We start from the raw sequence: 19,640 nt of genomic DNA on the forward strand, positions 1-19,640 counted from the left end.
CATGTCCCTTCCCGCACGGCCCATGGCGTCGCGGTCCCTGTCCTCCCGCCGTACCGCGCGGCGGCTGGCCGCCGACGCCGGGCTGCTGGTCGTCGCCGTCGCGTTCCTGCTGCCGCTGGCGTGGGTGGTGCTCTCCGCCGTCGACCCGCACGCCGGTCTGCGGGTGAAGGCCCCCGACGGGGTGACCCTGGAGCACTTCGACGCGATCCTCACCGACGAGATCACCTTCACCCCGCTGCTCAACAGCTTCCTCCTGTGCGGGGGTGCGACCGCGCTGACCGTGGTGTGCGCGGCGCTGGCCGCGTATCCGCTGTCCCGCTACCGGTCGCGGCTCAACCGGCCGTTCCTGCTGACCATCCTCTTCGCGACGAGCCTGCCGATCACCGCGATCATGGTACCGGTGTACGCCCTGTTCGTACGGGTGAACCTGATCGACACCGTGCAGGGCACGATCTTCTTCTTCGCCGCCTCCCAGCTCCCCTTCGCCATCTGGCTGATGAAGAACTTCATGGACGGCGTCCCGAAGGAGCTGGAGGAAGCGGCCTGGACCGACGGGGCGTCCTCGCTGCAGTCGCTGGCGCGGATCGTGCTGCCGCTGATGGGGCCGGGCGTGGCGGTGGTGACCGTCTTCTCCTTCGTGATGATGTGGGGGAACTTCTTCGTCCCGTTCATGCTGCTGCTCAGCCCGGACCTGATGCCGGCGTCGGTGAGCATCAACGACTTCTTCGGCAACCGCGGGATGGTGGCGTACGGCCAGCTCGCCGCGTTCTCGATCGTCTACTCGACGCCGGTGATCCTGCTGTACGTGCTGATCTCCCGGCGGCTGGGCGCGGGGTTCGCGCTGGGCGGTGCGGTGAAGGGGTGACCGGCGGATTCGCGCCGCGCGCGGGGACGCGGGCGGAGGGGCGCACGGGGCGCGGGGCTCGTACGGGGGTGCGAGGGGCGGGCGTCCGTTCCGTCCGGCTCGTGGGGGAACGGGGGCGTGCGGGCTCGCATATGCCCGCTGAGCGTGCCGTTCGCAATGCGGAGTGAGCCCCTCCGAGGCCGGACCGGCGTCGCCTCCGAAACGCGACCGGCCGGTAGCCGTACCTTCCTACGATCCGTGAGCCTGGCCGAACAGACCGTAGTCACCCCCGGCGGGCGGGCCTAGCTTGTGGGCCGTGCGCCGACCTCCCCTTCGCTACGACCGCCATCCGCCCCCGCCGTTCAACGCCCCCGCCGCCCGGCGGCTGCGTGCCGCGCTGGGCCTGGACCCGGACCACGTGGCCCACGCCCTGCGCGCCTCGTACGACCTGCCGTACGTCACGCCGGCCCTCGTCGCCGCGTGGGAACGCGGCAACGCCTCCCCGTCCCTGCCCGAGCTCACCGCTCTCGCGGGCGCGCTGTGGTGTTCGCCCGGCGAACTCATAGGCCGCCCCCGCACGTTGCGCGAGCACCGGATGGCCCGCGGCCTGGCACCGGAGGACGTCGCCCACACGGTGGGGCTCGAACTCCACGCGTACCTACGGATGGAGGAGACGGGTCAGTGGCGCGGCACCGAGCGCCAGACGGCCGCCCTGACCCGGGTGCTCGGCCTGTCCCTGGCGGACGTCCTCGCCGTCACCGGCCGCGAGGAACGCCTCGCCGAGCTGCTGCGGAACGCGGTGACCACGCGCTGGCAGGCGTACGTCCGCCCCGTGTCGAAGCTCGCCCCACTGGACCGCCGCCTCCTCGAGGAGGTGCTGCACGGCCTCCACCAGGACTACCAGGCCCACATGGCCGCCACCCTCACCTGGGGCGGCGGCCCGCCCGACGCCTCCGACCCGGGCCGCGACTTCCTCACCCACGTGGTCGACCACTTCTGGACGGCGGTCGCGGCGGAGAGCGGCAGCGCCTGAACGGCTCGGGACACACGACCCGAACCCACATCTCCCTGTGTCGTGCCGCAGCCGATTTGCCCACCTCTGGCGGCGGAGTAATCCTGTTGTTGATGTCTTCCGGCGCGTCCGGCAGCAGCCGTTCGCCACTGCGTCGAGGGGCGCTACCGGTCACCAGGGCCTTCCCCCGCACATGCGGAGGCCCCCACAGGAAGTGCCTCTTGATGGCGTCGCTCAGGTTCCTCAGTCACGGGAGGACACGAATGCTGTGCTCCAACTGGACGACGAGGCGCGCCTTGGCCGTTGCCGTCGCCATGGTGTTGACCACACTGCTTCCTCTCTGGCCGGTCTCCACCGCCGGGGCCACGACCACTGCTCCGCGGCAGGCGCTGGAAAGTCCGTCGGTCAGTTCCACGGAGGAGTGGCAGCAGATGCCGCTCTCCGTGGGCCAGGGTGAACGGTTCACCGTTTCCTATCTCTCCGGTTCCTGGACCGTGGACGAGCGGAACTTCCCCAAAGTCGGTCCCGGTGGGTACGAACCGTCCGTCGACAGGGAGATCTACCAGCCCTGCAAGCTCGCCCCGAGTCAACCGTTCGGGGAACTACTCGGTCGAATCGGGGAAAACGGCAGGACGTTCCCGGTCGGTACCGGAGGGACATTGACCGCTCGTTCGAGCGGCACGTTGTTCCTACGTATCAATGACGCGGACCGCTGCCTCGGTGACAACGACGGGTCGATCACCGTCGCCATGGCGGGCGAGGACGAAGATGCCCGTCACGCGCTCACGCGCCAGGATTTCAACGACTATTGCAGGGACCAAGGCTTTTCGGCCGGTGCGGTCGCCACGGGTCGCGATGCGTACTCCGTACGCTGCAAGAACGGCGACGGCAGCCTTCAGCAGATCGGCAGCCCTGAGGAGATGCACGATTTTGTAGGTGCCGTATGTCAGGCGACCTATCCCGAGATCAGCGTGCTCGACCGGCTCACCACCATGAACGGCACGTACAGTGCCTGGGAATGCATGGACCGTGTCTCCAACGCAGGCGTGCCCGATTTCGGGGGATGGTGCGAAGCAAAGGGGCTGAACCTGTTCCACAGGGCCGATGTCAGGTATCCCGCTTACGGCTGGACCTGTGCGAACGCCGACCGGACACGTATCGAGGGCATCTCCGTCACGCAGGTGTGCAAGAGCCAGTTCGGACAGGACGCCCTCGACCGGGTCTTCAACGTCCGGGCCAAGGCCGTCGCAGACGCCTGGGATTGTCGATTCGTCAGGTAAGCATGGTGAGCACGTGGACGACGGGGTTCAGCTCATGGATCACAAGCTCGGTGCCCTAGTTCGGGCCGTAACGGTGGCGTTCTTGAGCGCGTTTCTGGCTCTGGCGACGGCGGTCTCCGCTCCGACGGCGCAAGGGTCCGCCAGGGGCTCAGAGGGCACACCGCCCAGGACGGAAGACGTCGACTGGATGAACCGGACCTACGACCTCACTTGCGACGACGAGGTGGACGAACCGGTGCCGGTGACCCTGACCGACGGAACGGGGTCAGTGACGGATGAGGCCATCGGTCCGGAGCGGCACTGGGAAGTGCGGGTCCAGCGGATCGTGCACGGGACGCTTCCCCGCCTCGGCGCAGTGACCGCCGTTCTCTTCCGTTGTGAGCCTCAGCCGTCGAACTACTTCGCCGAAGAGCTCCGCGTCTACCGAACGCGTGGCGGTGCCGAGATCGGGCGGACGCCGGCCTTCGACGTTCCCGCTTTTTCTCCGGAGTTCCGGCCTGGGACACTCGAGATCCAGGACGACCGTCTGTCCGCCGATCTCGCGTTCTACGGGGATAGTGACCCGCACGGCCAGCCCTCGATCCTCCGCCGCGTCACCTGGGCCTGGGACGGCCGGCAGTTCGTCGAACAGTCCGAGACCGACCTGGCACGCACCGACCTCAGCCGGGAAGAAGTCACGGTCGACGGGATAGGTCCGGTACGCATCGGCATGAGCGCTCAAGAGGTGGAGAAGGCAACCGGTGCACCGCTCACCCTCGTCGGTGACGCCTCACATTGCACCGACGGCACTTTGGCGGGAGCGCCGGAGGGACTGTCGATGATGTTCATGCAGAACACGCTCGTCGCTGTGACCGTGGAGACTCCCGCCACCGTCTCGACGGCCTCCGGAATGCGGGTCGGCACGACACGGGATGAGCTCATCGACACCTACGGAAATGAGATCACCCCGGAGTGGACGCAGGACGGTGCCGAACGGCTGGTGTTCGCACCCACCGCGCCACGGTTCGAGGGAAGGGTCATCGTGTTCGACCTGACCGGAGGACAGGTGGAGAGGTTCTCGGCGGGAACCCGCGACGCCACCACCGTAGGCTCCTGTGTCTGACGAGCGCCGACGGAGACGAGAACGGTTCGGGGGCGTGAGGACCCTCCCCCACACCCCCGCGGAGCGGACAGCGCGGTCTAGAAGACCGACTCCGCCTCGTCCATGCGGTCCTTCGGGACCGTCTTCAGTTCCGTGACCGCCTCCGCGAGCGGGACCATCACGATGTCCGTGCCGCGCAGGGCGGTCATCCTGCCGAAGTCGCCCCGGTGCGCGGCCTCCACCGCGTGCCAGCCGAAGCGGGTGGCGAGGACGCGGTCGTAGGCGGTGGGGACGCCGCCGCGCTGGACGTGGCCGAGGATGACCGGCTTGGCCTCCTTGCCGAGGCGCCGCTCCAGCTCGTACGCCAGGGCCGTGCCGATGCCCTGGAAGCGCTCGTGGCCGAACTTGTCGATCTCGCCCTTGCCGTAGTCCATGGTGCCCTCGGCCGGGTGGGCGCCCTCGGCGACGCAGATCACCGCGAACTTCTTGCCCCGGTCGAAGCGCTCCTCGACCATCTTGACCAGCTGGGCCGGGTCGAAGGGACGCTCGGGCAGGCAGATGCCGTGCGCGCCGGCCGCCATGCCGGACTCCAGGGCGATCCAGCCCGCGTGCCGGCCCATGACCTCGACGACCATCACCCGCTGGTGCGATTCGGCGGTGGTCTTCAGGCGGTCCATCGCCTCGGTGGCGACGCCGACGGCCGTGTCGAAGCCGAACGTGCGGTCCGTGGAGGAGATGTCGTTGTCGATCGTCTTGGGGACGCCGACCACCGGCAGACCCGCGTCGGACAGCATCCGGGCCGCCGTCAGCGTGCCCTCGCCGCCGATCGGGATGAGCGCGTCGATGCCGAACTCGTGGATCATGTCGGAGGCGTTCTCGCAGGCCTCGCGCAGCCGGTCGCGCTCCAGCCGGGAGGAGCCCAGGATGGTGCCGCCGCGCGCCAGGATGCCGCTGACCGCGTTGAGGTCCAGCGTCCGGTAGCGGCCGTCCAGCAGGCCGGAGTAGCCGTCCTCGAAGCCGATGACCTCGTCGCCGTAGTTGTCCACCGCCCGGTGCACGACCGACCGGATCACTGCGTTCAGTCCAGGGCAGTCGCCGCCTGCGGTGAGGACTCCTATACGCATCGTGCTGTGTCTCCTGGTCGCTGTCGATACCGGTGAGCCACTGCCGATTGTTTCACGTCCCCCGGAGCACCGCCGACGGCCCGATGCGCGAGCGTCCTAGCCAGCGCCGCGGGTACTGTCAAGAGGGATCCGCTCACCTGTGTGGGCGGTTTCGACCAAGCTTCGGACGAAACGGAGAGCGCGCGTGACCCGCAGCGTGTACGTGACCGGAATCGACCGCGGCGACGGCCGTCAGGTCGTCGAGCTCGGGGTCATGGAGCTGCTGACCCGGCAGGTCGACCGGGTGGGGGTGTTCCGGCCCCTGGTGCACGACGGGCCCGACCGGCTCTTCGAACTGCTGCGCGCCCGCTACCGGCTCTCCCAGGACCCCGCGACCGTCTACGGCATGGACTACGCCGAGGCCTCCGCGCTCCAGGCCGAGCGTGGCACCGACGAGCTGGTGTCCACCCTGGTCGACCGGTTCCACCTGGTGGCCCGCGACTACGACGTCGTGCTGGTCCTCGGCACCGACTACGCGGACACGCAGTTCCCGGACGAGCTGTCCCTGAACGCCCGCCTCGCCAACGAGTTCGGCGCCTCGGTCATCCCCGTCGTCGGCGGCCGGAGGCAGACCGCCGAGTCCGTGCGCGCCGAGACCCGCAACGCCTACCGCGCCTACGACACCCTCGGCTGCGACGTGCTGGCGATCGTGGTCAACCGGGTCGCGCCCGAGGACCGCGACGAGATCGCCGAGCGGCTCGCCACCCGGCTGCCCGTGCCCTGCTACGTGCTGCCCGACGAGCCCGCGCTGTCCGCGCCCACGGTGTCGCAGATCGCCCACACCCTGGGGGCGAAGGTGGTGCTCGGCGACGACTCCGGGCTCGCCCGCGACGCCCTGGACTTCGTCTTCGGCGGCGCGATGCTGCCCAACTTCCTCGCCGCGCTGACCCCCGGCTGCCTGGTGGTGACCCCGGGCGACCGGGCCGACCTGGTGGTGGGCGCGCTGGCCGCGCACAGCGCCGGCACCCCGCCGATAGCGGGCTTGCTGCTGACCCTGGACGAGGTCCCCGGCGAACGCGTCCTCACCCTCGCCGACCGGCTGGCGCCCGGCACCCCGGTGCTGTCGGTGCCCAGCAACAGCTTCCCCACCGCCGAGCAGCTGTTCTCCCTGGAGGGCAAGCTGAACGCTGCCACCCCGCGCAAGGCGGAGCGGGCGCTCGGCCTCTTCGAGCGGTACGCCGACACCGCCGAGCTGACCCGCCACGTGTCCGCGCCCAGCAGCGACCGGGTCACCCCGATGATGTTCGAGCACAAGCTGCTCGAGCAGGCCCGCTCCGACCTGCGCCGGGTGGTGCTGCCCGAGGGCGCCGAGGAGCGGGTGCTGCACGCGGCGGAGGTGCTGCTGCGCCGGGGCGTGTGCGAGCTGACCCTGCTCGGCGACGTCGACCAGATCCGCAAGAAGGCCGCCGACCTGGGCATCGACCTCGGCGACACCCAGCTGATCGACCCGGCCACCTCTGAGCTGCGTGACTCCTTCGCGGAGAAGTACGCGGCGCTGCGCGCCCACCGGGGCGTCACCGTGGAGCTCGCGTACGACGTGGTGTCCGACGTGAACTACTTCGGCACGCTGATGGTCGAGGAGGGCCTCGCCGACGGCATGGTGTCCGGCTCGGTGCACTCCACGGCGGCGACCATCCGTCCCGCCTTCGAGATCATCAAGACCCGGCCGGACGCGGACATCGTCTCGTCGGTGTTCTTCATGTGCCTGGCCGACAAGGTCCTGGTGTACGGGGACTGCGCGGTCAACCCGGACCCGGACGCCGAGCAGCTCGCCGACATCGCGGTGCAGTCTGCGGTCACGGCGGCGCGGTTCGGGGTGGAGCCGCGGATCGCGATGCTGTCGTACTCGACGGGCACCTCCGGCTCCGGCGCCGACGTGGACAAGGTGCGCCGGGCCACCGAGCTGGTCCGCAAGCGCCGCCCCGACCTGCGGATCGAGGGGCCGATCCAGTACGACGCGGCCGTGGAGCCGTCGGTGGCGGCGACCAAGCTGCCGGACTCCGAGGTGGCCGGGCAGGCGACCGTGCTGGTCTTCCCCGACCTGAACACCGGCAACAACACCTACAAGGCCGTGCAGCGCTCGGCCGGCGCGATCGCCGTCGGCCCGGTCCTCCAGGGCCTGCGCAAGCCGGTCAACGACCTGTCCCGGGGCGCCCTGGTGCAGGACATCGTCAACACCGTCGCGATCACCGCCATCCAGGCCCAGTCCCCGGCCCCGAGTTCTCCGAGTTCTCCGAGCGAGAAGGCAGCCGCCCAGTGAGCCCGTCCCGCGTTCTCGTCCTCAACTCCGGCTCCTCGTCGGTGAAGTACCAGCTGCTGGACATGAGCGACAGCAGCCGGCTGGCCTCCGGTCTCGTCGAGCGGATCGGCGAGCGCACCTCCCTGGTGCGCCACACCCCCCTGGCGTCCGGCGGGGAGACCCGGGAGCGGACCGGTCCGGTCGCCGACCACGACGCCGCGCTGAAGGCGATGGCCGAGGAGCTGGCCGCGGACGGCCTCGGCCTGGACTCCCCCGAGCTGCTGGCCATCGGCCACCGGGTGGTGCACGGCGGCAAGTACTTCACCGAGCCGACGGTGATCGACGAGCGGGTGCTCTCCGAGATCGAGCGGCTGATCCCGGTGGCGCCGCTGCACAACCCGGCCAACCTCACCGGCATCCGCACGGCGACCGCGCTGCGCCCGGACCTGCCGCAGGTCGCCGTGTTCGACACCGCGTTCCACACCACGATGCCGGAGTCGGCGGCGCGCTACGCGATCGACGTGGAGACCGCCGACGCGCACCGGGTGCGCCGCTACGGCTTCCACGGCACCTCGCACGCGTACGTCTCGCGGGCCACGGCGCGGCTGCTGGGGAAGGCGCCCGAGGAGGTGAACGTCATCGTGCTGCACCTCGGCAACGGGGCGTCCGCCTCCGCGGTGCGGGCGGGCCGCTGCGTGGACACCTCGATGGGGCTCACCCCCTTGGAGGGGCTCGTGATGGGTACGCGGTCCGGTGACATGGACCCGGCCGTGATCTTCCATTTGATGCGCGTCGGCGGAATGTCCGCCGACGAGATCGACGGCCTTCTGAACAAGCGGAGCGGGCTGGTCGGACTGTGCGGGGACAACGACATGCGGGAGATCCGGCGCCGGATCTCCGAGGGCGACGAACGGGCGAAGCTCGCCTTCGACATCTACATTCACCGGTTGAGGAAGTACATCGGCGCCTATTACGCCGTTCTCGGACAGGTGGACGCGGTGGTCTTCACCGCCGGGGTCGGCGAGAACTCCGCCGAGGTGCGTGAGGCCGCCGTGGCGGGCCTGGAAGGGCTGGGCCTCGCGGTGGACGGCGCGCGCAACGCGGTCCGCGGCGGCGGGGCGCGGCTGATCTCGCCCGAGGGGGCACGGGTCGCGGTCGCGGTGGTACCGACGGACGAGGAAATGGAGATCGCACAGCAGACATACGCACTGGTCGGAAAGAACAACTGAGCAGCGGGAACCTCATTTGTACATTCCGCCAGACGGAATATTCCGGAGCGAAACAAACCGATAGGATCGCCCCATGCGCCGTTCGAAAATCGTCTGTACTCTCGGCCCCGCGGTCGACTCCCATGAGCAGCTCGTCACTCTGATCGAAGCCGGCATGAACGTGGCCCGCTTCAACTTCAGCCACGGCTCCCACGCCGAGCACCAGGGCCGGTACGACCGGGTCCGGGCCGCCTCCAAGGAGACCGGCAGGGCCGTCGGCGTCCTCGCCGACCTCCAGGGCCCCAAGATCCGGCTGGAGACCTTCGCCGAGGGCCCCGTCGAGCTGGTGCGCGGTGACGAGTTCACCATCACCACCGAGGACGTCCCCGGTGACAAGACTATCTGCGGGACCACCTACAAGGGCCTCCCGGGCGACGTCTCCCGCGGCGACCAGATCCTCATCAACGACGGCAACGTCGAGCTGAAGGTGCTGGACGTCGAGGGCACCCGGGTGAGGACGATCGTCATCGAGGGCGGCGTCATCTCCGACCACAAGGGCATCAACCTGCCCGGCACGGCCGTGAACGTCCCCGCGCTGTCCGAGAAGGACGTCGAGGACCTGCGGTTCGCCCTGCGGATGGGCTGCGACCTGGTCGCCCTGTCCTTCGTCCGGGACGCGAAGGACGTCGCCGACGTCCACCGCGTGATGGACGAGGAGGGCCGCCGCGTCCCCGTCATCGCCAAGGTGGAGAAGCCGCAGGCGGTGGAGAACATGGAGGACGTCGTGATGGCGTTCGACGGCGTGATGGTCGCGCGCGGCGACCTGGCGGTCGAGTACCCGCTCGAGAAGGTCCCCATGGTGCAGAAGCGCCTGATCGAGCTGTGCCGGCGCAACGCCAAGCCGGTGATCGTGGCGACCCAGATGATGGAGTCGATGATCACCAACTCCCGTCCGACCCGCGCCGAGGCCTCCGACGTGGCCAACGCGATCCTCGACGGCGCGGACGCGGTCATGCTGTCGGCGGAGTCCTCGGTCGGCGCGTACCCGATCGAGACGGTCCGGACGATGTCGAAGATCGTCCAGGCGGCCGAGCAGGAGCTGCTGTCCAAGGGCCTGCAGCCGCTGGTGCCGGGCAAGAAGCCGCGCACGCAGGGCGGTTCGGTGGCCCGCGCGGCCTGCGAGATCGCCGACTTCCTCGGCGGCAAGGGCCTGGTGGCCTTCACCCAGTCCGGCGACACGGCCCGCCGCCTGTGCCGTTACCGCGTCGCGCAGCCGATCCTGGCGTTCACCACGGACGAGTCGACCCGTAACCAGCTCACGCTGAGCTGGGGCGTGGAGCCGTACGTGGTGCCGTTCGTGAACAGCACCGACGAGATGGTCGCGCTGGTGGACCAGGAACTGGTCCGCCTGAGCCGCTTCAACGAGGGCGACATCGTGGTCATCACCGCCGGCTCCCCGCCCGGCGTCCCCGGCACCACGAACATGGTCCGCGTCCACCACCTGGGCGAGGCGACCGCCTGACCCGGCACACCGGTCCGACGCCCGAGGGCGCCCCCTGCGAACAGGGGGCGCCCTCGGTGTCGCGGCTCCCGGGGTGGTCCTGGTGCGGTCCGGTGACGCTCAGTCGGTGACGTACTGGTGGAGGCCCGGGACGTGCAGGGTGCCGCCGAACTGGCCGGCCTGCTGGACCGTGACCTTGGTGAAGTAGATCAGCGGGATGTTCAGCGGCGGCGGGTTCTCCGGATCGAACGTCACCGGGATCAGGCCCAGCAGGTTGCCGGAGATGCTCTCGGTGTACATCACGGTGTCGCCGTCGCGGATGGTCGACGTCGAACCCTTGGCGGCCTGGACGTGGTACGTCTTGCCGCTCTGCTTGTCCTTGACCGTCTGGTGCAGGTCGCCGATGTCGGTGCCGTCGGAGACCACGTACTTCAGCACCTTCTTCTTGGTGCCGTTGGCGGTCCGCACCTCGACGATGCCCTTGTAGTCGGCGCCCTTCAGCAGCAGCGAGCTGGCGTTCAGGAACCACGGGTCGTCGGGCAGCGGGACCTTGTTGTCGACCCCGCCCTCGTCGTCGGTGGCGACCGGGCAGTCCTCCAGGGCCATCCCGGACGACTCGGAGGCGCTGGGCGAGGGGGTGGCCTCGGGCTTCTCCGTCGCCTCCTCCGCGGCCTCCTCGGCCTGCTCCGTGGCGTCCTGCGCCGCGTCGCCGACCTCGTCGAGGACATCCCCGGCGTCCTTCTCCGCGGGCTTCTGCGGGGCCTCCTCGCCCTTCTCCTCCGTCTCCCCTGCGGGGGCGGACGACGACGCTGAGGCGGACGGGCTGGGACTGGGGGTCTCCTCCGCCTTCTCGCCGGGGGTGAAGACGTCCTTGATGGCGTCCCCGATCTCCTCCAGCAGGTTCTTGTCGGTCTGCGACGGGGACGGAGCGGGCTCGGTGTCCGCCGCCTGTCCGCCCGCGGTCGCGGAGGGCGAGGGCGTGGGCTCGGCCTTGTCGTCGGAACCTGAATCCGGCGAAGAGTCCGATCCCTTGTCCGCGTCCTCCTCCGGGGCCTCCTGGGCGGGAGCCGTGGTCGGGTCCGCCGAGGGCTCCTTCTCGTCCTCCGAGGCGCTCTCGGTGGCGGACGGCGTGGGCGACGCGCTCGCGTCCCCCTTCTCCGCCTTCTCCGCCTCCTCGATGGCCTCCAGGCACTCCTTGAACTCGTCGGCCGTGAGACTCCGCGACGACGGCTGGTCGTCGGCCTGGGCGAGCGTCGGGGTGAAGCCCATCCCCATCAGGACCGCGGTCGGCATCGCCGCTATGGCTATCGCCTTGCCCGCGGGCATGTGGAACCTGGTGAACAGCGGCTTCTTGGGTGCCGCGTGTCGCGGCCCGGTTCTCACACGGGACGCCTCCACATCAGCCCCGTGGGTCACCTCGTCAGCCGGCACTGTGCCTCCCGTTCGCCCCGTTCGCCGGGCTCGTTCCTGACAGATCGTTCGGCTCACCCGTCGCCGCGGCGCCCTCTGCGGGGCCGGAGACCGTGGATTCGGGGAAGGCGCTCTCGGGTGCGCCGCCGTGCACGCCCGCGTCCGCCCGCAGCTCCTGCTCGGGCGGCTCGCCCGGCACCCAGGACACGGCCATCGCCCCGCCCACGAGGGCGAAGAGGAAGCCGATGAGGAAGCCGCCGAGGTTCGACACGGGGATGGACACCAACGCCAGCAGAATCGCCGCGACACCCGCGAAGACGCGGATGTGCTTCTGGAACCAGAGGCTGACGCCGAGGACGACGAGCAGCACGCCGATGATCAGGGACCCGGCGCCCGCGGTGGTCGCCATCGCCAGGGTCAGGTGACCGATCTGCAGGTTCGCGTACGGGAAGTAGGCGATGGGGAGTCCGCCGATGATGATGAACAGACCGGCCCAGAAGGGCCGCTGGCCACGCCAGGCGCGGAACTGCAGCCGTCGGCGGATGAACTGGCCGGAGGCGGCAGGAGTCTCGGCGCTCATGGAAAACAGCTCCCTGGATGGCGTTGCTGTGGTGGTGATGTGCGCCGCGCGTGAAAGCGCGGCGGGAAGGTGGACGGGCGGGGGCGCCACCGGCTCCCCCGCCCGTCAGCGAGTGCTTAGTAGCACTCCTTGACGCCCGTCGAGAGCGACATCTTCAGGCCGCTGAGCTTGAAGGTTCCGGCGGTGGTCGCCCACGCCGTCTGCTTCACGTCCTTCAGCACGGCCTTGTCGGCCTGCTGCGCGAACCCGAAGGGGTTGGCCTGCTCGCCGCCGCCCTTCATGCCCGGACCCTTGGTGGCGTCCTTGGCGGCAACACCGATGTCGATGTTCGTGAACGTCGCATCGGCGTTCAGGTCGGCGACGTCGATGTACAGGTTCTTGGCCTCGACCGGCTGAGCGCCGTCACCGGCGCGCAGGATCAGGCTGACGTTCCCGAGCACCGGAATGTTCGGGGTCACGACCGACTGGCACAGGCTCTTGATGGTCGCGGACTTGAACGCCGAGACCGCGACGGGGTGAGCCGTCTTCTTGCCGTCGAGGGTGTAACCCTCGTCCAGAGCGCCGTACTGCGAGAAGCCCTCGCCGACGAGCTCCTTCGTGGTGACCTTGAACGACTGGCCGGAAACGCTGAACGACGCCGCGAGGGCGCCCTGCGCGAGAGCGACACCTATGCAAGCCGTGGCGGCCACGCTGGGCACCATGACCACAGCGAACCGCTTCCATCTGGTCCCGCCACGCACCTGGGACTCCATATTTCCTCCTTCTCGGACGTACATCTCCTGTCCTGGCTCGCCGCCTTGACCGGCGGCCGAGTCGGGCAGGGATGGGAGAAGTGCTACGTCCTCGGGAAGGAGAGCGCCCGCATTCGGCGACGCGAGGTACGCGCCCGAATCACCGGCGTTCACCCCCGAGCGACAACCACTGGTCGCGCCTGACACGCATCACGCACAACCCTGCTGGACAGGCTTCGCCGGGCGGGCGAAGACCCCCCTGTCCAAGGAGCGACGTCATTGCCGGCGCTCCTGCTCGGTGGGGACCCAGGAGTTCCCGCGGCCCGACCGGCTGTCGGGGTACGGGTGATGGACCGAGCGTGGCCGATCGTGGTGCATTCCGGCCGCCCGCACAAGGGGGTTCGTTACTGGCTAGTAACGGCCGGATAACCGTGGCGCGACCCCATGGACCCGAGCGGCGACGCTGGGTGCATCGATGGGGGTGTACAAAACAGTTGATCAGTGGACAGAATCCGACAGATCAGCGCCTGCGACTTACTCGCAGTAACAGCGGCCGCGATTGCCAAGATTTGGCAAAGCGCGGCCGCTTCGGCCTCTGACGGCCGGTCCGCACCTCGAGCCCCGTCCGCCGCCTTAGCGGGCGAAAGCGGCAGAACGGGCGCCCGGGCGGGACTCGTTCAGAACAGGGCGCGGGCCAGGGCCCGGCGCGCGGTCACCACGGCGGGGTGGTCGGCGCCGACCACGTCGAACAGCTCCAGCAGCCGCACGCGCGCGGCCTCCCGGTCGTCGCCCGCCGTGCGGGCCACGGTGTCGACCAGCCGGCCGAAGGCGTCCTCGACATGACCGCCCGCCAGGTCCAGGTCGGCGGCGGCGATCTGCGCCTCCACGTCGCCCGGCTTCTCGGCGGCATCCTTGCGCACCTGCTGCGGGTCCATGTCCCGTACGCGGCGCAGCAGTTCGGCCTGGGCGAGGCCCAACTTGGCCTCGGGGTTGGCCGGGTCCTGGGCGAGCACGTTCTTGTACGCCTGCACGGCGCCGTCCAGGTCGTTGCCGTCCAGCGCGCGGGCGGCGGCCTCCAGGAGGGAGTCGTACGGGCCGGCGGGGGTCTCGGCGGCCGCCGGGGCGCCGCCCGGCTCGGCCTCCGGGTCGACGGTGAGGCCGGTCAGGCCGAAACGCTGCTCGGCGACCTGCACCAGCTGGTCCAGGGTCTGGCGGATCTGCGCCTCGCCCGCGGCGCCCTGGAAGAGCGGCAGGGCCTGTCCGGCCACCACCGCGAAGACGGCGGGGATGCCCTGGATGCCGAACTGCTGCATCAGCATCTGGTTGGCGTCGACATCGATCTTGGCGAGGAGGAAACGGCCGTTGTATTCGACGGCGAGCCGCTCGAGGACGGGGCTCAGCTGCTTGCAGGGCTCGCACCACTCGGCCCAGAAGTCGATGACGACCGGAACCTCGGTGGAACGCTGCAGGACGTCGCGGTCGAAGCCGGCCTCGTCGACGTCGATGACGAGATCGGCGGGCGAGACGGCGCCGGTGCCGCCCGTACGGGCCGCCTCGGCGCGCGCCTGCTCCGCCTTCGCCTTGGCCTCCTGGGCCGCCTTCACCGCGGCGAGGTCGACGACTCCGCTCATGGACATGTTCCGTGGCTGCATGCGTCTATCCTCCCCCGTACTCCGCGTGAGTGTGAAAAGCGCCCGGGAAACACAGGCGTACGTGTGGTGCTGGTGCGCCGGGTCCCCACCCGGCGCGGTGGTCGTCGCTCGGGCACGTCAGGTGCTCACGTGCTTTCGCTACGAGTCGTAGCGTAATGGCAAGGGGCGGGTGCGCGGCAACGGTTCCCGGTGATCTCCCTCACCACCGCACGGTTTCTGCCGGTTATGGTCGTGCCATGCAGCGCCGCCATCCAGCCAGTCGCACCGGCCGCCCGCGCAGCGCCGCGGCCGACACCGCGATCCTCGCCGCGACAAGGCAGGCGCTGGTGGACCTGGGGTGGTCCAAGCTCACGCTCTCGGACGTCGCGGTGCGCGCGGGGGTGGCCAAGACGACGCTGTACCGGCGCTGGGCGGGCAAGAACGAGCTGGTCGTGGACGCCGTCGCCGAACTGTTTGACGAGCTGACGCTGCCCGACCGGGGTTCGCTGGCCGCCGACATCGAGGGCGTGGTGCTGCAGTTCGCGGCGATCCTGGCCCGCCCCGAGGCCCGCAGCGGGCTGATGGCGGTGGTCGCCGAGGCCACCCGCGACGAGGCGCTGCGCGAGCGGATCCGCGCGTCGATCGTCGACCGGCAGAAACGGCTGGTGATCGCGGGCCGCGCCCGCGCCCAGGAGCGGGGCGAACTCCCCCCGGAGGCCGACGCGGACCGCGCGGACCGCGCGGTGGACCTGATCTTCGACATGGTGGCGGGCTCGGTGGTGCACCGGACCCTGGTCAGCAACCAGCCGGCCGACGAGGAGTGGGTGCACGGGCTGACCCGGGTGCTGCTGTCGGGCCTGGCGGCGAGCGCACGCTGAGCGTCTCCCGTAGGAACAGGTCACGGTCGGCGGCGCGCGGCACATCGCCCGCACCCACCTGGTGCTGTCGCAGCTCACGGCGGACTTCGACCCGGAGGCGGTGGCCCGCTGGGTGGAGATGTACCGGGCTGGCGGCGTCACCCTGGCGCCCCGCTCCCGCGCGGAGATCGCCCGCTTCTTCGAGGGGCTCGAGCCGGTCGAACCGGGGCTGGTCCAGCTGACCGACTGGCACCCGGAACTCGCGGTCGGGGAGGCCGTCGACGATGACGCGGTCATCTCGCTGTACGGCGCGGTCGCCCGCAAGCCGTGGACGCACCGCGCCCCGGCGGGCACGGGGCCTGCCGGGGCGGGGTGGTGGTGCCGGGGGCCCGGATTCAGAAGCCGGCGGGCTCCGTGTAGACGCCCCACTCGTCGCGCAGGGCGTCGCAGATCTCGCCCAGCGTGGCCTCGGCTCGGACGGCGTCGAGCATCGGCTCGATCATGTTCGCGCCGGAGCGGGCCGCCTCGACCATCGCGTCCAGCGTGCCGCGCACCTTGGCGTCGTCGCGGGCGGCCTTGCGCTCGCCGAGCAGCCGTACCTGCTCGCGCTCCACCTCGTGGCTGACCCGGAGGATCTCCAGGTCGCCGGTGACGGAGCCGGTGTGGACGTTGACGCCGACGACCTTCTTGTCGCCCTTCTCCAGCGCCTGCTGGTAGCGGAAGGCCGACTCGGCGATCTCGCCGGTGAACCAGCCGTCCTCGATGCCACGCAGGATGCCGGAGGTGATCGGCCCGATGGGGTGCTGCCCGTCCGGGTGGGCCCGCAGTCCCCGCTCCTTGATCTGCTCGAAGATCTTCTCGGCGTCCGCCTCGATGCGGTCGGTGAGCTGCTCGACGTACCAGGAACCGCCCAGCGGGTCGGCGACGTTGGCGACGCCGGTCTCCTCCATCAGCACCTGCTGGGTACGCAGGGCGATCTCGGCGGCCTGCTCGCTGGGCAGCGCGAGGGTCTCGTCGAGGGCGTTGGTGTGCAGCGAGTTGGTCCCGCCGAGCACCGCGGCGAGCGCCTCGACGGCGGTGCGGACGACGTTGTTGTACGGCTGCTGCGCGGTGAGCGAGACGCCGGCGGTCTGGGTGTGGAACCGCAGCCACTGCGCCTTCTCGCTCTCGGCGCCGTAGACGTCCCGCATCCAGCGGGCCCAGATGCGGCGAGCGGCGCGGAACTTGGCGATCTCCTCGAAGAAGTCGACGTGCGCGTCGAAGAAGAAGGAGAGGCCGGGCGCGAAGACGTCCACGTCGAGGCCGCGGCTGAGCCCCAGCTCGACGTACCCGAAGCCGTCCGCGAGCGTGTACGCCAGCTCCTGCGCGGCCGTCGAGCCCGCCTCGCGGATGTGGTAGCCGGAGACCGACAGCGGCTTGTACGCGGGGATGCGCGCGCTGGTGTACTCCATCAGGTCGCCGATGAGGCGCAGGTGCGGCTCGGGCTGGAAGAGCCACTCCTTCTGCGCGATGTACTCCTTGAAGATGTCCGTCTGCAGCGTGCCGTTGAGCACGCCGAGGTCGACGCCCTGGCGCTCGGCGGCGACGAGGTACATGCAGAAGACGGGCACGGCGGGCCCGCTGATGGTCATCGAGGTGGTGACGTCACCGAGGGGGATGTCCTTGAACAGGACCTCCATGTCGGCCGCCGAGTCGATGGCCACCCCGCAGTGGCCGACCTCGCCCAGCGAGCGGGGGTCGTCGGAGTCGCGGCCCATGAGCGTCGGCATGTCGAAGGCGACGGACAGGCCGCCTCCGCCGTTGCCGAGGATCATCTTGTACCGCTCGTTGGTCTGCTCGGCGTTCCCGAACCCGGCGAACTGCCGGATGGTCCACGTCCGCCCCCGGTAGCCGGTCGGGTACAGCCCCCGGGTGAACGGGTACTCCCCCGGCCAGCCGATCCGCTCGAACCCGTCGTAGCGGTCCCCGGGCCGCGGCCCGTACACCGGCTCCACGGGGTCCCCGGAAAGCGTGGTGAAGTCTGCGTCGCGCTTGCGCGCGGCGTCGTACCGGGCCTGCCAGCGACGGCGGCCCTCCTCGATGGCGTCAGCGTCCATACCTTCGAATTTACTAGGACGTCCAAGTAAATGTCGATGGGAGACCGCCGCACGCTCGACCGTACGGCGGTGGGACGCGGGGCGTCAGGCCTTGGCGACGGCCGGCTCGGAGCCCTCCACGAGGGGCTCCACCTGCTCCGTCACCTTGCGCTCGACGAAGAAGGCGGCGAAGGGGATCGTCCCGGACAGCAGCACCCACAGCAGCTTGCCGAACGACCACCTGGCCTTGGAGCCGAGGTCGAACGCGAAGATCAGGTAGATGATGTACAGGAAGCCGTGAGCCTGGGAGACGACGAACGTGATGTCCTCGCCCTTGCCGAAGCCGTACTTGAACACCATGCAGGTGGACAGCACGAGCAGCATGACAGCGGTCACGTAGGCCATGACCCGGTAGCGGGTCAGCACGCTCTTCTTCATGCGATCGAGCGTAACGGCACGTTCCGGGCGATCTTCGGGAGGGTCACCCCTCCTGGAAGTCCCCCGCCGCGAGCCGCAGGGGGCGGAGGATGGCGAAGAGTTCCGCGCACTCCTCCGCGTCGTAGGCGCTCAGGCCGAAGTCCATCGCCATCAGGTCGCGGGTCGCCGACTCGACCACCTCGCGACCCTTGTCCGTGATGGACGCCAGCGTGCCGCGGCCGTCGTTGGGGTTGGGGCGCTTGGCGACCAGCCCCGACCTGACCAGCCGGTCCACGGTGTTGGTCACCGACGTCGGGTGCACCATCAGCCGTTCGCCGATCTTGGACATCGGCAGCTCACCGGACTTGGAGAAGGTCAGCAGGACCAGCGCCTCGTACCGCGCGAACGTGAGCCCGTAGGGCTTGACCACCGCGTCGACCTCGGCCAGCAGGATCTGGTGGGCGCGCATGACCGAGGTGATGGCGGCCATCGCCGGCACGTTTCCCCAGCGCTGCTTCCAGAGCTCGTCGGCACGGGCGATGGGATCGAACGAGAGACTGAGCGGTTTGGGCACGCTCCCGACCCTACCGGCGGGTCAGATGCCGGTCAGCCCTGTCTCGCCCTTCGGTCCGCGGGCACGCACATCCTTGACGGCGCGACCCGCGGCAACGGCGGTCAATGCTGAACGTAGCTGCCCGCACCGAGAACCGTACGCAGACGCCCTTCTTCGCGAAGGGCCACGACAGCCTTCTGCACCGTCGACTGCGTCACTCCGTACTCCGCCGCCAACGTGACCGTGCCCGGGAAGCGCTCCCCGGGCTCCCACTCTCCGGCGTCCAGGCGCCGACGGAGGTCGGCCGCCACTTGCGGCCACACGGGGACGGAGCGATCAAGTTCCATGCCACCAGCCTCCGCGGATATGCATATTCGAGCTACCGCGTAACCGCGAAACCGCGTAAGGTCGTGACTGTGCGTATCCCGTGAGTACGGGGGCCACCGCCTGGCCCGCCACACCGTTGAGGAGTGATGACATGCCCGACACCACCCGGCTACGGCGCCTGCCCTGGCGAGAGGACGATCGACCCGCGTTCGTCCCGCCGGGCGACGGGCTCGTCAACCGGCTGGCCGACGCCTTGGAGACCGAGCTGATCGAGACCGCACAAGCGGACGCCGCCCGGGCACGGGACCTGGCCGACGAGGCCGCGGCGACACCGGCCGAGTTGAGGGCAGCCCTGCGCTTCGTCGCGCACTCCGCCGAAGACGCGGCCCTGGTCGCGGTCCTACGCGGTGAGCGGCTGGGGCTGGACGGCCCCAGCCTCGACCAGGAGCTGTCCGGGCGATCAAGGATCTCGTTAGGGTGACTCGGCGGAGGGACCTGATGAGTGCTGGGGAGATGAGCCGCGCGGAGGCGTCTGTGCTCGTGCAGCGGATCATGGACGCGGACTACGCCTCGGACGACGAGGTGGACGGCTGGCTGGGTCGGCTCGACAGAGCCCTGGCATGCCCGTCCGGTTATGTCAGCGACTTGATCTTCTGGCCGCCGGAGCGGGAGCTTTCGGCTGATGAGGTAGTCGATCAGGCCCTGGCGTACCGGCCGATCGGTTTGTGAGG

General features: G+C 69.9%; 19 protein-coding genes and 1 pseudogene. 11 read left to right on the top strand and 9 right to left on the bottom strand.

Features of this window, described 5'->3' with window-relative positions; genetic code table 11:
• Nucleotide 1 precedes the first annotated feature (1 nt).
• From ACQY0Z_RS00135 to ACQY0Z_RS00150, 4 genes are all read left to right on the top strand, one after another.
• Nucleotides 2–865: a carbohydrate ABC transporter permease gene (locus ACQY0Z_RS00135; protein ID WP_189904611.1), complete on the top strand. Its 864-nt coding sequence runs from the start codon at nucleotides 2–4 to the stop codon at nucleotides 863–865.
• A gap of 286 nt (nucleotides 866–1,151) precedes the next feature.
• A complete protein-coding gene (locus ACQY0Z_RS00140; protein WP_439811650.1) occupies nucleotides 1,152–1,877 on the top strand; it encodes a helix-turn-helix domain-containing protein in 726 nt (241 codons plus the stop codon).
• A 275-nt stretch (nucleotides 1,878–2,152) separates the two neighbouring features.
• A complete protein-coding gene (locus ACQY0Z_RS00145) occupies nucleotides 2,153–3,136 on the top strand; it encodes a hypothetical protein (protein ID WP_439811651.1) in 984 nt (327 codons plus the stop codon).
• A 13-nt stretch (nucleotides 3,137–3,149) separates the two neighbouring features.
• Complete coding sequence (locus ACQY0Z_RS00150; protein ID WP_439811652.1) at nucleotides 3,150–4,238, top strand: hypothetical protein; 1,089 nt, start codon at nucleotides 3,150–3,152, stop codon at nucleotides 4,236–4,238.
• Between the two features lie 77 nt (nucleotides 4,239–4,315).
• Here the strand turns inward: ACQY0Z_RS00150 and ACQY0Z_RS00155 are convergent, their stop codons facing one another.
• Nucleotides 4,316–5,341, bottom strand: coding sequence for an ATP-dependent 6-phosphofructokinase (locus ACQY0Z_RS00155; protein WP_033275475.1), 1,026 nt, complete (start codon nucleotides 5,339–5,341; stop codon nucleotides 4,316–4,318).
• Nucleotides 5,342–5,525: 184 nt separating this feature from the next.
• Between ACQY0Z_RS00155 and pta the strand changes: the two genes are divergently transcribed.
• The 3 genes from pta to pyk all read left to right on the top strand — a co-directional run bounded on the left by pta (nucleotide 5,526) and on the right by pyk (nucleotide 10,349).
• Nucleotides 5,526–7,640 carry a phosphate acetyltransferase gene (pta, locus tag ACQY0Z_RS00160; protein ID WP_439811653.1) on the top strand — a complete coding sequence of 705 codons (2,115 nt, stop codon included), beginning with the start codon at nucleotides 5,526–5,528 and terminating at the stop codon, nucleotides 7,638–7,640.
• A complete protein-coding gene (locus ACQY0Z_RS00165) occupies nucleotides 7,637–8,848 on the top strand; it encodes an acetate kinase (RefSeq protein ID WP_254586934.1) in 1,212 nt (403 codons plus the stop codon). The genes pta and ACQY0Z_RS00165 overlap by 4 nt, the downstream gene beginning before the upstream one ends.
• Nucleotides 8,849–8,921: 73 nt before the next feature.
• Complete coding sequence (pyk, locus tag ACQY0Z_RS00170) at nucleotides 8,922–10,349, top strand: pyruvate kinase (RefSeq protein ID WP_019524036.1); 1,428 nt, start codon at nucleotides 8,922–8,924, stop codon at nucleotides 10,347–10,349.
• 99 nt (nucleotides 10,350–10,448) lie between these two features.
• On the opposite strand, the gene ACQY0Z_RS00175 is transcribed toward pyk, so the two are convergent.
• The 4 genes from ACQY0Z_RS00175 to ACQY0Z_RS00190 form a co-directional block, all read right to left on the bottom strand.
• Entirely contained in the window at nucleotides 10,449–11,759 is a 1,311-nt protein-coding gene (locus tag ACQY0Z_RS00175; RefSeq protein WP_439811654.1) for a hypothetical protein, read from the bottom strand.
• Nucleotides 11,749–12,318, bottom strand: a complete 570-nt coding sequence (locus tag ACQY0Z_RS00180; protein ID WP_137210331.1) for a DUF6114 domain-containing protein — start codon at nucleotides 12,316–12,318, stop codon at nucleotides 11,749–11,751. The genes ACQY0Z_RS00175 and ACQY0Z_RS00180 overlap by 11 nt, the downstream gene beginning before the upstream one ends.
• Before the next feature lie 116 nt (nucleotides 12,319–12,434).
• Nucleotides 12,435–13,070 (bottom strand): DUF6230 family protein, encoded by a 636-nt coding sequence (locus tag ACQY0Z_RS00185; protein WP_122213614.1) that lies wholly within the window; start codon nucleotides 13,068–13,070, stop codon nucleotides 12,435–12,437.
• A gap of 656 nt (nucleotides 13,071–13,726) precedes the next feature.
• On the bottom strand, nucleotides 13,727–14,701 hold the full coding sequence (locus ACQY0Z_RS00190; RefSeq protein ID WP_347224354.1) for a tetratricopeptide repeat protein: 975 nt from the start codon (nucleotides 14,699–14,701) through the stop codon (nucleotides 13,727–13,729).
• Between the two features lie 236 nt (nucleotides 14,702–14,937).
• On the opposite strand from ACQY0Z_RS00190, the gene ACQY0Z_RS00195 reads away from it, so the two are divergent.
• Nucleotides 14,938–15,558 (top strand): TetR/AcrR family transcriptional regulator, encoded by a 621-nt coding sequence (locus tag ACQY0Z_RS00195; RefSeq protein ID WP_254586936.1) that lies wholly within the window; start codon nucleotides 14,938–14,940, stop codon nucleotides 15,556–15,558.
• A 61-nt stretch (nucleotides 15,559–15,619) separates the two neighbouring features.
• Nucleotides 15,620–15,853 (top strand): annotated as a pseudogene (locus tag ACQY0Z_RS00200) (SAM-dependent methyltransferase); the annotation flags it as partial.
• Between the two features lie 79 nt (nucleotides 15,854–15,932).
• On the opposite strand, the gene ACQY0Z_RS00205 reads toward ACQY0Z_RS00200, so the two are convergent.
• From ACQY0Z_RS00205 to ACQY0Z_RS00220, 4 genes are all read right to left on the bottom strand, one after another.
• The gene (locus ACQY0Z_RS00205) at nucleotides 15,933–17,633 is read right to left on the bottom strand and encodes an acyl-CoA mutase large subunit family protein (RefSeq protein WP_254586937.1); all 1,701 of its coding nucleotides are present in this window, start codon (nucleotides 17,631–17,633) and stop codon (nucleotides 15,933–15,935) included.
• Nucleotides 17,634–17,717: 84 nt separating this feature from the next.
• Nucleotides 17,718–18,050: a DUF3817 domain-containing protein gene (locus ACQY0Z_RS00210; RefSeq protein ID WP_189904629.1), complete on the bottom strand. Its 333-nt coding sequence runs from the start codon at nucleotides 18,048–18,050 to the stop codon at nucleotides 17,718–17,720.
• A gap of 43 nt (nucleotides 18,051–18,093) precedes the next feature.
• Nucleotides 18,094–18,603, bottom strand: coding sequence for a MarR family winged helix-turn-helix transcriptional regulator (locus ACQY0Z_RS00215; protein ID WP_019524045.1), 510 nt, complete (start codon nucleotides 18,601–18,603; stop codon nucleotides 18,094–18,096).
• Nucleotides 18,604–18,704: 101 nt separating this feature from the next.
• On the bottom strand, nucleotides 18,705–18,929 hold the full coding sequence (locus tag ACQY0Z_RS00220; protein WP_019524046.1) for a GntR family transcriptional regulator: 225 nt from the start codon (nucleotides 18,927–18,929) through the stop codon (nucleotides 18,705–18,707).
• Between the two features lie 131 nt (nucleotides 18,930–19,060).
• On the opposite strand from ACQY0Z_RS00220, the gene ACQY0Z_RS00225 reads away from it, so the two are divergent.
• Both ACQY0Z_RS00225 and ACQY0Z_RS00230 read left to right on the top strand, forming a co-directional pair.
• Entirely contained in the window at nucleotides 19,061–19,390 is a 330-nt protein-coding gene (locus tag ACQY0Z_RS00225; protein WP_347224357.1) for a sulfatase, read from the top strand.
• Between the two features lie 17 nt (nucleotides 19,391–19,407).
• On the top strand, nucleotides 19,408–19,638 hold the full coding sequence (locus ACQY0Z_RS00230) for an e9imm peptide (RefSeq protein WP_189904635.1): 231 nt from the start codon (nucleotides 19,408–19,410) through the stop codon (nucleotides 19,636–19,638).
• The last annotated feature ends 2 nt before the right edge of the window (nucleotides 19,639–19,640 follow it).

This window comes from Streptomyces sp. P9-2 (assembly GCF_051903975.1).
Taxonomy (GTDB): domain Bacteria; phylum Actinomycetota; class Actinomycetes; order Streptomycetales; family Streptomycetaceae; genus Streptomyces; species Streptomyces cellulosae.

Coding starts and splice junctions, on each gene's coding strand:
- ACQY0Z_RS00135 (WP_189904611.1), top strand. CDS start 2: ATGTCCCTTCCCGCACGGCCCATGGCGTCGCGGTCCCTGTCCTCCCGC.
- ACQY0Z_RS00155 (WP_033275475.1), bottom strand. CDS start 5,341: ATGCGTATAGGAGTCCTCACCGCAGGCGGCGACTGCCCTGGACTGAAC.
- pyk (WP_019524036.1), top strand. CDS start 8,922: ATGCGCCGTTCGAAAATCGTCTGTACTCTCGGCCCCGCGGTCGACTCC.
- ACQY0Z_RS00180 (WP_137210331.1), bottom strand. CDS start 12,318: ATGAGCGCCGAGACTCCTGCCGCCTCCGGCCAGTTCATCCGCCGACGG.
- ACQY0Z_RS00185 (WP_122213614.1), bottom strand. CDS start 13,070: ATGGAGTCCCAGGTGCGTGGCGGGACCAGATGGAAGCGGTTCGCTGTG.
- ACQY0Z_RS00190 (WP_347224354.1), bottom strand. CDS start 14,701: ATGCAGCCACGGAACATGTCCATGAGCGGAGTCGTCGACCTCGCCGCG.
- ACQY0Z_RS00195 (WP_254586936.1), top strand. CDS start 14,938: ATGCAGCGCCGCCATCCAGCCAGTCGCACCGGCCGCCCGCGCAGCGCC.
- ACQY0Z_RS00205 (WP_254586937.1), bottom strand. CDS start 17,633: ATGGACGCTGACGCCATCGAGGAGGGCCGCCGTCGCTGGCAGGCCCGG.
- ACQY0Z_RS00210 (WP_189904629.1), bottom strand. CDS start 18,050: ATGAAGAAGAGCGTGCTGACCCGCTACCGGGTCATGGCCTACGTGACC.
- ACQY0Z_RS00220 (WP_019524046.1), bottom strand. CDS start 18,929: ATGGAACTTGATCGCTCCGTCCCCGTGTGGCCGCAAGTGGCGGCCGAC.
- ACQY0Z_RS00225 (WP_347224357.1), top strand. CDS start 19,061: ATGCCCGACACCACCCGGCTACGGCGCCTGCCCTGGCGAGAGGACGAT.
- ACQY0Z_RS00230 (WP_189904635.1), top strand. CDS start 19,408: ATGAGTGCTGGGGAGATGAGCCGCGCGGAGGCGTCTGTGCTCGTGCAG.